This is a genomic window from Synergistaceae bacterium, assembly GCA_017443945.1.
Lineage (GTDB): Bacteria > Synergistota > Synergistia > Synergistales > Aminobacteriaceae > JAFUXM01.
Map to the genome: position 1 here is coordinate 1 of JAFSXS010000009.1, position 12,165 is coordinate 12,165.

At 43.0% G+C, this 12,165-nt stretch carries 9 protein-coding genes; 4 read left to right on the forward strand and 5 right to left on the reverse strand.

Going from position 1 to position 12,165, the window contains the following annotated elements; all coding sequences use genetic code 11:
• Window positions 1–1,116 (forward strand): FAD-dependent oxidoreductase (locus tag IJT21_00865; protein ID MBQ7576797.1); only part of this gene is annotated, 1,116 nt, incomplete at its 5' end.
• Here the strand turns inward: IJT21_00865 and pbpC are convergent.
• Together pbpC and IJT21_00875 are read right to left on the reverse strand one after the other, a co-directional pair.
• The gene (gene pbpC / locus IJT21_00870; GenBank protein MBQ7576798.1) at window positions 1,113–3,326 is read right to left on the reverse strand and encodes a penicillin-binding protein 1C; all 2,214 of its coding nucleotides are present in this window, start codon (window positions 3,324–3,326) and stop codon (window positions 1,113–1,115) included. The two genes, IJT21_00865 and pbpC, sit on opposite strands and share 4 nt — an antisense overlap.
• A gap of 3 nt (window positions 3,327–3,329) precedes the next feature.
• A complete protein-coding gene (locus IJT21_00875) occupies window positions 3,330–4,988 on the reverse strand; it encodes a Na/Pi cotransporter family protein (protein ID MBQ7576799.1) in 1,659 nt (552 codons plus the stop codon).
• Between the two features lie 142 nt (window positions 4,989–5,130).
• On the opposite strand from IJT21_00875, the gene IJT21_00880 reads away from it, so the two are divergent.
• From IJT21_00880 to IJT21_00890, 3 genes are all read left to right on the forward strand, one after another.
• Window positions 5,131–6,129, forward strand: a complete 999-nt coding sequence (locus IJT21_00880) for a TRAP transporter substrate-binding protein (GenBank protein MBQ7576800.1) — start codon at window positions 5,131–5,133, stop codon at window positions 6,127–6,129.
• Window positions 6,130–6,200: 71 nt separating this feature from the next.
• Window positions 6,201–6,695, forward strand: a complete 495-nt coding sequence (locus IJT21_00885) for a TRAP transporter small permease (protein ID MBQ7576801.1) — start codon at window positions 6,201–6,203, stop codon at window positions 6,693–6,695.
• On the forward strand, window positions 6,696–7,979 hold the full coding sequence (locus IJT21_00890) for a TRAP transporter large permease (protein MBQ7576802.1): 1,284 nt from the start codon (window positions 6,696–6,698) through the stop codon (window positions 7,977–7,979).
• A gap of 59 nt (window positions 7,980–8,038) precedes the next feature.
• Here IJT21_00890 and IJT21_00895 read toward each other — a convergent pair whose 3' ends face one another.
• Genes IJT21_00895 through IJT21_00905 form a run of 3 tightly spaced genes read right to left on the reverse strand, consistent with a single transcriptional unit; the run spans window position 8,039 to window position 12,093 of the window.
• Window positions 8,039–9,721, reverse strand: a complete 1,683-nt coding sequence (locus tag IJT21_00895; GenBank protein ID MBQ7576803.1) for a (2Fe-2S)-binding protein — start codon at window positions 9,719–9,721, stop codon at window positions 8,039–8,041.
• Window positions 9,722–9,733: 12 nt separating this feature from the next.
• On the reverse strand, window positions 9,734–11,611 hold the full coding sequence (locus IJT21_00900; protein ID MBQ7576804.1) for an NADH-quinone oxidoreductase subunit NuoF: 1,878 nt from the start codon (window positions 11,609–11,611) through the stop codon (window positions 9,734–9,736).
• Window positions 11,608–12,093, reverse strand: a complete 486-nt coding sequence (locus IJT21_00905) for an NAD(P)H-dependent oxidoreductase subunit E (GenBank protein MBQ7576805.1) — start codon at window positions 12,091–12,093, stop codon at window positions 11,608–11,610. Before IJT21_00905 ends, IJT21_00900 begins: the two co-directional genes overlap by 4 nt.
• Window positions 12,094–12,165 lie beyond the last annotated feature (72 nt).

Genomic DNA, 12,165 nt, shown 5'->3' on the forward strand with positions numbered 1-12,165 from the left:
CTTTTCAAAGAACATAAACTTATGGAGGCCGGAGAAATTCTTTTTAAGAATAATCCAATGTCCGCAGTTTGTTCGGAAGTCTGCAATCATGCAAAGCAATGCGCAGGACACTGCATAAGAGGCAAAAAAGACAGCCCTGTACATTTTTCTAGCATTGAAAATTATATTTCAGAAATGTATTTAGACAGAATGCCGAGTTTTAAGCCTGAAATTAAAAAAAATAAACATGCTGCTGTGATCGGTTCCGGCCCGGCTGGTATCACTGTAGCTGTGATTTTAACATTGCACGGCTACCCGGTTACTATTTTTGAATGGAAAAGCAAAATCGGCGGCGTTATGCAGTACGGCATTCCCGAATTTCGGCTTCCTAAAAGCCTTCTTGACCGTTATGAACAGAGACTTGAAGAAATGGGTATTCAAATCAGACTTAACGCAACGATCGGAAGTGTTTTAATGATTGATGATTTATTCAGGGACGGTTATGCTTCTGTTTTTGTCGGAACTGGTGCAGAAAGGCCGAGAACTTTGGGAATAAAGGGTGAAAGTTTGGGAAATGTCCATTACGCAATGAATTATCTTACCAATCCTAAGGCTCATCATTTAGGAAATAAAGTAGCAGTTATAGGGGTCGGCAATGCTGCTATGGATGTTGCGAGGACAGCTTTAAGAAACGGCACCAAAGAAGTTACGTTATATGCAATGGGAAAAGAAATCGCAGCAAGTTCAAGCGAGGTAGCCTACGCAAAATTAGACGGTGCAGAAATTGAAACGGGTATGCAGGTTCAAGAAATTACAGAACAGGGGCCGGTCTTCAAGCGCACAATTTACGGCGAAAATGATGAGATTATCGGCACTGAAGATGAATTAATCCCGACTGAAGCAGACTCTACTATTATTGCAATAAGTCAAGTTCCGCGCGGGAAATTAGTACGCACTACAAGCGGTTTAATGGCTGCTGAAAATGGACTCTTAATCGTCGACGAAAATTTTATGACAACAAAGCCGGGAGTCTTTGCTGCCGGTGATGTTGTAACAGGTGCAAAAACTGTAGTTCATGCAGTAGAAGGAGCAAAGAAAGCAGCTGCTCACATGATCGAGTACATGAAGACTCATTAAAACAATCTATCTGCTTGAGACCTTTTTCCGGGCGTGAAGACTTTTACATTAACAATTGCGCTTCGTCCGTCAGAGTCAGCAGCACTGATTATGTGTTCGCCGTCGGGTACGTCATGAAAAAATGTTGTCTCAGGCAATGACGTGCCTATATATTTCCCGTCAAGATACCACCAGACCCGTTTTACTGCTCCTTCTGTCTTCATTGGGATTTTGCGTTCAATGTCGAACGGTGCAATAAAATACGACGCTCCCGGAATAGGTGAAATTATCTTCAAATCTGAATGTCTTGTGATTACACTTTTTGAAGGGCTGAACTCTGCCGGCATTCTCACGATTGATTGACCCGATTTTATACTATGCATATCGCACGGAAGAGTTTTTGTTACGCCTTTAATGAACCATTCAAATTTTTTTACGGGACATAAGGCCGTCGGAGGTTTCCCAGAAAGTGAGCAGACCTCTTGCAAATATAAATCGTCGGGCTTATCGTACCATGTTGATTTAGGAGAGACAACGCGCAAAATTTTTACTGCAACAGGAGCAGAAGCCCTCGCACCAACAAGCCCCTCCCAAAAAGTTCCGTCGGGATTTCCTGCCCACACTACAACGGTGTAATCAGGAGTCCAAGCTGCTGCCCATGCGTCTCTAAGTCCGTAAGATGTGCCCGTTTTTAATGCGACTCTCCATTGACGGCCAAGAGTCCCCCGCGCAAATAAAGATAATTCGCCCTTGTGAGTCAAAATATCGCTTACAAGCCAGCAACCGGCCTCACTCGCAATTCTTTCACTTGTCTGCGTTGTATCCTGCAAAAATTTTAACTGTCTATGAATCCCAAGTGAAGCAATCGACGTAAAGGCTTCTAACTCTTCAAGCAATGTTACATCACATCCGCCCAAAATTAACGAGTCGCCGTAATAATAAGCAGACTGGGACAAATGACTCAATCCCGCAGAACGCATTAACGCAAGCACATTATCAGAACCGGCCGCACGCAAGACTCTAGCAGCAGGAGCATTCAAAGACTCAGACAACGCAGCCCGCGCCGTTACAGCCCCGTGATATTGCAAATCGAAATTTCTCGGTGCACGTCCGGAAAACGCCATAGAAGTATCAGCTAACAAAGTTGATGGCGATAATATTCCCTGTTCAATCGCTGACAAGTAAGCAAAAGGTTTCAGAGTCGACCCAGGCGAACGAGGAGCGCGCCCGCAATCAACCCATGAGGCCGAGTCAGCTTTGTAATTGAATCTTGCATTCCCTACCCATGCAGCTAAAGACGCAGATTTATTCTCGACAATTCCGGCAGCAATCGTTATATCTCTGGGAAAATCATTCAATGATTGACGCAAAATAGCTTCAAGTTTCGTTTGCAGCTCTAAATTTAATGAAGTCTCAAATTTTCTCGGTGCTCCTGGATTCTGTGATAAAACGAGTTCCGCAAAGTGCCAGGCTCTAGCAGGTAAATCAAATTTTCGGCGGGGTAATTCTTCAAGTTTTGCGCGTCTTGCCTCGTCGTGTGTGAAAACTTTTTTGCGTTCCATGAGGGTTATAATTTCGTTGCGCCGTTTTCTTGCTGATTCCGGTCTTGTGTCAGGTCTGTAGAGAGTCGGCCCCTTCAGCATTCCGATTAATAAACACGCTTCACCGGGTGAAATTTGTGATGCAGATTTCCCGAAATAAATCAAGCTCGCAGCCTGAACGCCTCTGATATTACCGCCGAAAGGAGCACGATTTAAGTAGCACTCTAAAATTTTTTGCTTTGAGAGTTCGCGCTCTAACTTCATGGCCATAATAAATTCTAAAATTTTTGTTGTCGGTGTACGTTTTCGGCCTTCTGATTCAGAAATTGCTAGTCTTATTACTTGACTCGTGATAGTTGACGCGCCTGAGACGACCCGACCCCTTGTAACGTCCTGAAAAACTGCCCGCAATAACGCAATAAAATCTACTCCCATATGATTATAAAATCTTCCGTCTTCAGCATTAACGGCCACTAATGGGAGCCATTTTCCCATTTCGCTTAATGGTATGGGGATCTGCCATTCTGACGCGGGCGAGAGTCTAACGTGAAATAATTTCCCGTTCACATCATAGAACGCAGGCGATGCAAAAATTGTTGTAACCCTTTCCGGATTCACGTCAATATTTCCCCATAAGAGAGCAAACGCGCTTAAACCTGCAATTATTACGAGCAATAGAAATTTTTTCATGTTTTATGCTTCTGAAGGTTTCTTTGTCTTGTCGAGCGATAAAATTTCCAGTGTGTAACCTGCTACATTATTGCTGTGATCGCCGATTCTTTCGAGATTGCTCAATAACGTTATGTAATTTACGCCTTTTTCGGGGTCGCATTCTCCCCTGTTTAAGCGTTCAATATGATTTTTGCGGTATTCTCGTTCTTGCTCGTCGATTCTTTTCTCGTAGTCGTAAATAACTTTCCAAGCCTTTGACGCGCTTTCTTCGCCGATTGACTCAAGTGATGTGCTGATTGCAAGAGTCGTAGTGTCGTACATGTCTCTAAATTCATTAATGGCTTCTTCTGATAAATAATTGTCCATGTAGTCGCAGCGTTCTATCAAATTTTCTGCTCTGTCGCCGATTCTTTCGAGGTCAAGCGATGCATTTACGTAACAGCCTAAAACGGTCGACACTTCGTCAGAGACTCCCTTTTGCCATATTTCAGACGCATAACTTGAAATCGCACGGGTTAATTTGTTTACGCTTTCTTCGTAGTTGTCAAATTTTTTGCGCCTGTCCTCTAGTTTAGCTGCGTCGAACTCAAAGAATGATTTACGAATCAAAGTAAACATTTTTTCGATAATTGCTCCCATGTGAACTAACTCATCTTTGACGGCTGTAACTGCGCTTGCTGACGAGATATTTATTAGCGTCGGGTCAAGATACATAACGTCTTCGGGCTTGTCTTCGGGTCTCAATGGGATAATTGCAGAAATTAATTTTGCGAGTAATTTCACGAACGGGAAAAATATAATTGTGTTGAGAACGTTAAAAATTGTATGAGCGTTTGCAATTTGTCTTGCTATGTCGGGTGAGCTCCAGATTATTATTTGCTTGTAAATCGGGACTGCCAACAAAAATATAACGCTTCCGATTAAATTAAATAAAACGTGTGCCATTGCTGCCTGTTTTGCGGGTCTTGTTGCATTTAGCGAGACAACTACAGCCGTTAAAGTCGTTCCTAAGTTATCGCCTAAAATTATCGGTATTGCTGCATCAAGAGTGATTAACCCCTGAGACGCAAGAGCCATCGTCAAACCGATTGTAGCCGCGCTTGATTGTATAAGAATCGTTAAGACCATTCCGGCAATTACACCTGTTATGGGATTCTGTCCGAGCATTAAGAGAACGTCTTTATATTGCGCTATTATGTGTGTTGCACCCTCGATAGTTTTCATTCCCATGAAAAGAAGTCCCAGACCTACAACGCCATTTGCAAAATATGAGAGTCTCTTTGTCCTGCTGCACATTGAGAGAACGACACCAACTGCTATTAAAGGAAGTGCGAAGGCCTCAATCTTGAACGCGATAATTTGTGCAGTTACAGTTGTTCCGATGTTAGCTCCCATTATTATGCCTATTGCTTGAGTGAGATTAAGGAGTCCTGTATTAACAAAGCTGACTGTCATTACTGTTGTGCCTGTGCTTGACTGAATCAAAACTGTTACGAGAATCCCGACAAATATTCCGCGTAAAGGAGTCTTTGTGAGAGTGCCTATTAACTGTCTCATTTTGTCGCCCGCGATAAATTGCAGAGCCTCACTCATGAGTCTTATTCCGTATAAGAACAACGCAACACCGCCGGCAATGCTAAAAAATGTCTGAATGTCCACGCTAAAAATATCCTCCTGCATAAAATATTTTCTTGCCTTAAGTATAACAGATCGAGATTAATTACTTATTGGCACTAATAAATTTGTTACAAAATGTTTTAGCATGATATACTTTACACAATTCCAAAAGTTTTTATATTTTATTAAGGGAGGAAAAATTTTTATGAAAAAGTCTTTAGCGTTTATTCTTATGAGTGCGCTTATGTTGTCGTGTGTCAGTGCGTTTGCTGCTGATTATGAAATGATCGTAGGACACGCACAACCCGAAGGCAACCCGCGTTATGTCTCAATGGAAAAATTTGCGGCAGATGTTGAAAGACTCACAGACGGACATGTGAAAGTTACTGTATTTGGTAATGGCCAGCTCGGTACAGAAAAAGAAATGCTTGAACAGGTCGTACAAGGAGTCGTTCAGGGTATGCGCGGCGGACAGTTTGACTTCAGCCCAAGATTGTTAATGTTTACACTTCCTTTCTTGACGAACACACGCGCAGAAGTTACAGCATTATTGAAGAGCGACCTTGCTAAAAAAGTTTGCGCAGAAGCTGAGAAAACAACCGGCACAGTGATTATTAATCTTTGCGATGCGGGCGGTTATCGTCAGTTCTCAACAAACAAGCACCCCATCAAGAAGCCGTCTGATCTCGAAGGACTCAAGATGCGCACAAATGGAATGAAAACTATCGATATGACATTTAGAGCATTGGGCGCAACAACTACTACAGTACCTTATGCTGATTTGTATATGGCACTCAAAACCGGTGTTGCTGATGGACAAGAAAATCCATGGGTCAACGTTGTCGGAATGAAATTCTATGAAGTGCAAAAATATTTTACCGGCGTAAATTATCAATTCCACCCAGATCCATTCTATGTAAACGCTGAGTGGTGGCATTCACTTCCCGAAGAATATCGTGCAGCAATCAGCAAAGCAGCTGAGGAAATGGGCGACTATAACGACGAACTCATCGATAAAAATTCAGAAGAAGCACGCCAGACAATTATAAAAAGCGGAGCAGAGGTTTATATGCCTACAGCTGACGAATTAAAAGCGTTCAAAGAAGCAGCTCAACCGGTTTATAAACAGGTAGTCGAAGAGGGAATTTGTACGCAGGCAGAACTTGAAGAGATTCTTGCGATAGTTGCGGGAGCAAATAAATAACTTTTATGCAGAAAATGAGCGGGCTTTTTTCGGGGCTCGCTTTTTGTTTGCGAAATGAGGGAAAATTTTTCATGAAGGATAATTTTTTAGAGAGAATTTATATCGGCATTGGTGCGGCGGCTATGGGATTGCTTGCCGGTCTTGTTATTTTTACGGTTATAGCGCGATATTGTTTTTCTCTGAGCTGGAAATCTGTATCAGAGTTCAATGTTACATTATTTGCTTTTACTACTTTCTGGGGGATGGGCGTTAATGTCTTGAAAGATGAGCATGTTAGCATAACTATCTTGTCAGATAAATTCAGTCCTGCTGTAAAACGCTGGTTGAGCATATTAAACGGGATCATAGTTTTTATAGTCGACTGCGTGTTTATAAATTATTCGTGGTTGTATGCTCAGAGAATGGGAAAGCAAATAAGTCAAGGGATGGAAATTCCAATGATATACATGTATGGGATCATGCCTGTATGCGGAATAATTTGCGCGTTATGCATAATAATAAAGATAATCCAGAATTATAAAGCTCCGTTATCAAAATTTGATGTGCAGGAAGGAGAAAATTTATAGATGGTAATTGTATTTTTACTGCTTGGCCTGATAGTTTTTGCTTTTCTCGGTGTGCCTCTAGCTTTCTCAATAGGTGCATCATGTATAACGTATTTGTCTGCGGTGCGTCCGATGTTCTTAACTATGATGCCGCAACGAATTTGGAACGGCGTATACAGTGAATTAATGATAGCTATGCCTCTTTTCATGTTGGCTGGAGAATTAATGAACACCGGCGGTATCACGAAAAGAATTATAAATTTCTGCATGGAGATTTTGAGACCCATACACGGCGGACTCGGTGAAGTTAATGTAGTTGGTTCCATGATATTTGGCGGTATTTCCGGTTCATCAGTTGCGGACACGTCTGCGCTTGGAAGTATCTTAATTCCTGCGATGGAGAAAGAAGGCTATCCTAAAAGCGCGTCAGCTGGTATAACTGTAGCTTCTTCTACAATGGGAATGATTATCCCGCCTTCTACGCCGATGGTTGTTTATGCGATGGTATCGGGAGCATCAATCGGAGCTTTATTCATGGCCGGAGCTGTTCCGGGTATATTAATCGGAATATCGCAAACTGTGTTAGTTTTCTGGTTTAGTGTTAAAAATGGCTGGCACCCGAAGCAAATTCCTTTCTCAGCAAAAAGATTTTGGAGCGCAATGTTTGCGGGGATTCCTGCGTTGTTAATGCCTGTATTTATAGTTTTGTGCGTTTCCGGCGGTATCTGCACAGCGAGTGAAAGTGCTGGAGTTGCTGTCCTTTATAGCTTGCTGGTCGGGTTCTTCTTATATCGCGAGCTTACGTTAAAAGATGTCTGGACTGCACTTAAGAAAACGTTAATAGCTTCATCATCGGTCATGTTAATTATCGGGTTCACGCAAATTTTCACATGGATATTAACGATTCAAAAAGTGCCTGAGATCGTAGCAAATTTCTTTATGAGCATGAATGTATCGCGCGTAGGAATCGCGTTAATGTTTGATGTGTTAATACTAATAATTGGAACGTTTATAGATGTAAGCCCGGCGATATTATTGCTTACTCCGATAATGCTTCCTGTTATGGAACATTTTGGAATCTCTGCGCTTCATTTTGGTGCAATGATGATAACGGGACTTGCTATCGGACTTGTAACGCCTCCTGTTGGTATGTGCCTTAACGCGTGCAACAAAATTAACCGTATGCCCGTAATAGATATTTTCAAGGGTGCAGCGCCTTATATCCTTTGCAATGTCATAGTGCTTATAGCGATAAGCATTTGGCCGGAACTCACTGCGTTTTTGCCGCGATTGTTGGGATATTAATTATTTATTGATGGGCAGCAAGATAATTGCGTCTAACTACCTTGCGCCCGCTAATAATTTTAATGGCTGTGAAGGAGTTCGTGCTCCCTGCCCTTGATTAATGTCTGATAAATTGCTAATGCTGTCGGGTTCTCGTTTGACTTCTTTATTTGAGTGTTTATGTCAGAGTCATAGAGTCCGCGTTTACGAGCTTCTTTCGTTCTGAATCCCGCGTGAGTAGGTTGACCGCCTCCCATAATGCAGCCTCGCCGACATGCCATTACTTCCACAAAATGGAAAAATTTTTCTCCATTCTTGATTTGTCTTAGCAACGAGTCAGCTTCAGCAAGTCCGCTCACAACAGCAGCTTTTATTTCATTGCCCTTATAGTTGAAGATAAATTCACGCAATGGGCCGGGACCTCTGACTCCGCTGTGCCGTAATTCTTCGATTGCAGAACGTTCCGAACCTTCGCAAAGTGTACGCAATGCAGCTTCCATAACACCGCCCGAATTTCCAAATATTACGCCGCCGCCTGATCCCATACCAAACGGCATATCAGCAGCTTCACTTTCGAGTCTGTCAAATTGAATACCTGCACGCTTAATCATCGTTATTAATTCTTCAGTCGTGAGGACGTAATCAACATTTTGTTTGCCGTCGCGCTTGAGATTTTCACGCAAAATTTCGGCCTTCTTTGCTGTACACGGCATTATACCGACAGAAAGAATTTTTTTGCCCTCGTTCTTGGCTGGATCTGCAAAATATTCACGCGCTACAGAGCCTAACATTTGAATCGGTGAATAACTTGTAGAAATATTCGGCACAAATTCCGGCCAGCGTTTTTCACAGAAACTAACCCACGCAGGACAACAAGACGTTAATAACGGGAACGGCCCGCCCTTCTCGAAAATTTCAAGAAATTCTTTGCTTTCCTCTAAAATTGTCATGTCAGCGCCGAAAGTCGTATCATAAACTTCATCAAAGCCGAGTCTATGAAGAGCAGCTACGATTTTGCCCATGACGTTTTCGCCTCTCTCGCCGCCGAATGCCTGACTGACTGCAACTCTCACAGCCGGAGCTACCTGCGCAAAAACTTTCACATTTGGATCCGATAACGCTTCCCAAACTGGTCTAATATTCGTGTTAATGCTTATTGCTCCCGTCGGACACACTACACGGCATTGACCGCAATTCACACAATCAGTCTTAGCAAGCGCTTTATCGAAGGCCGGTGCTACTGTTGCATATGTGCCTCTCTTTGTGAAATCAATAGCGTTTACTCCTTGAATGCCCTCACAGACTCTTACGCAGTCTCCGCAAAGAATGCATTTATTTGGATTCCTTATGATTGACGGCGAACTAAAGTCAATCGGGTGATCTCCTTTATGTGCAGGATATGAAACGCTTGCAACTCCGAGTCTATGAGCTAATTTCTGCAAATCGCAATCTCCGCTCTTAACGCATGAAGTACAGTCGCGGTCATGAGATGCAAGGAGTAATTCTATAATCATTCGTCTATAACGCACAAGGCGCGGGGTGTTCGTCTTAATGCTCATACCGTCGCGGGGACGTTCTGAACATGAAGCAAAAATTTTTCCTCGATCGTCTTCTACATTACAGAGTCGGCAAGCTCCATAAATTGATAACTCGGAATGATAGCACAACGTCGGCAAATCGATTCCGGCTTTCCTTATGACTGATAAAATATTAGGTTCGTCCGTAAATTCGACGGGGTAGCCGTCAATTTTCATAACTCCCATTGTTTACACCTCCTAAGCGACATAAATAGCCTTGAACGGGCAGGCAGCAATACACGCACCGCACTTGATACACTTGCTTTGATCGATTTCGTACGGAGTCTTAGGCGCACCGTGAATCGCTTGAACAGGACAGCCCCTCGCACACTTTGAGCAGGCCTTACACTTTGTTTTGTCGATAGTATATTGCTTTAGCTTCTGGCACACGTGAGCAGGACATTTTTTATTTTGTATGTGCTCGACGTATTCGTCAAGGAAATTATCAAGAGTGCTGACAACCGGTAAAGGCGCACTTTTTCCGAGACCGCACAACGCCGTATTAATAATCAAGTCCGAGAGCGTACGAAGTTTTTCGATATCCTCCATTTCGCCCTGGCCTGCAACAATTCTTTCGAGAATCTCAAGCATTCTGAGCGTACCTTCACGGCAGGGGACACATTTTCCGCAAGACTCTCTGTGAGTAAATTCCATGAAGAATCGTGCAACTTCTACCATGCAGGTGTCTTCATCCATTACAACAAGACCGCCCGAGCCGACTATTACGCCTAATTTTTTAACGTTGTCGAAGTCAAGAGGTTCGTCAAGCTGATTTTCCGTCAAGCAGCCACCTGAAGGCCCGCCGATTTGTACAGCTTTAAATTTTTTGTCGTTGCGAATCCCTCCGCCGATCTTGAAAATTATTTCTCGCGGTGTAATTCCAAATGGGACTTCGATTAATCCGGTATTCTTTACGCTTCCGGTTAGTGCAAATGCTTTAGTGCCGGGACTCTTTTCTGTGCCGAAACCTTTAAACCATTCTGCGCCGTTCGTGATTATCATGGGGACATTCGCAAAAGTTTCTACATTGTTTAATACTGTAGGTTTCTCAAATAATCCCTGCTCAACTGTTCGAGGCGGTTTGACTCTGGGCATTCCGCGCTTGCCTTCGATTGAAGCTGTTAATGCACTTCCTTCACCGCAGACAAAAGCTCCTGCACCCCTGTTAATGTGAAGAATGAAATCAAATCCCGAACCTAAAATATTTTCACCTAGCAAGCCAGCTTCTGTAGCCTGTTCAATAGCTCGCTGCAATCTCTTGACGGCCAAAGGATATTCTGCACGCACATAAATATAACCTTCGTGAGCTCCTACAGCATAAGCCGCTATAATCATGCCTTCAATCATTTTGTGAGGGTCGCCTTCCATGATTGAACGATCCATAAACGCGCCTGGGTCGCCTTCATCGCCGTTACAGACGACATAACGAACTTTTTCGGGCTGACGTGCGACTTGCTGCCATTTTTTACCAGCCGGGAAACCTCCGCCGCCTCGACCTCTTAGATTTGAGTCAAGAATTTTTTGTATGACTTCATCTTGTGTCATCGTGAATAGTGATTGAGCCAATGCTAAATATGCACCGCTTGCAATAGCTTCTTCGATGTGTTCTGCGTCAATGTGTCCGCAATTTTTGAGAACGACTCGAGTCTGTCCGGCGTAAAATGGTATTTCTTCCTGCTTGATATATTCTTTGCCGTCCATTTTGTAGAGGAGTCTATTAATAATTTCGCCGTTCTTGATAGTTTTCTCGTAAATTTCGTCGCAGTCTTCGGGCTTAACTTTCGTGTATAAGATTCCTTGAGGTTCAATTCTTACGAGCGGCCCCATTTCGCAAAATCCATGACAGCCTGTGCGTCGTACTCCTACAGGATGGCCGGCAGCTTCCGGGGCAAACTCTACAGAAATATTTTCATCATTGCCTGCAAGCTGATTAAAACGTTCTGCAATTTTCGCACTTCCTCCGGCCTGACAACCTGTACCAGCACAAATTAATACACGGCAGGGAGCGTTTTTTATTTTCTCGCTGAAAAGTTCATGAAATTTCTTTAACTCTTCAAAATTTTGGATTCTGTTCATGAGTTTGCAGCCTCCTCTTTTAATTCCTTTATGAGCTCCGTAGCTTTGTCTGGAGTCATTGCAGGGTGAACTTTGTCATTTACCATCATAGCAGGAGCAAGACCGCACGCACCTAAACAAGAGACAGTCTCAACAGTAAATAACATATCGTCGGTTGTGTGCTTCTTCTCAGAGAGTCCAAGATCTGAACGAAGACGCTCAAGCACCGGGACAGACTGCCGGACATGACATGCCGTACCATCACAGACTCTGATGATATATTTTCCCTTCGCCTCAAATGAAAATCTTTCATAGAAGCTCGCAACACTATAAGCCTTTGTCTCAGTGATTCCGATTTTGCCGGCAACATAAGATAAAAGCTCTACAGGAATATAATTCCAAGTCTCTTGAATCTCGTGGATAATTGGAATTAATGAACGTTCCTGCGCCGGATATTTGCTCAAAATTTCATCTGTCTTTGCGTAAAATGAATTATCTAGCACAAAAATTACCCCCCTTTAAAGTATCACTTCTATTTAGTTTGTTCACTTACGAACTATAATTGTATAGATTAT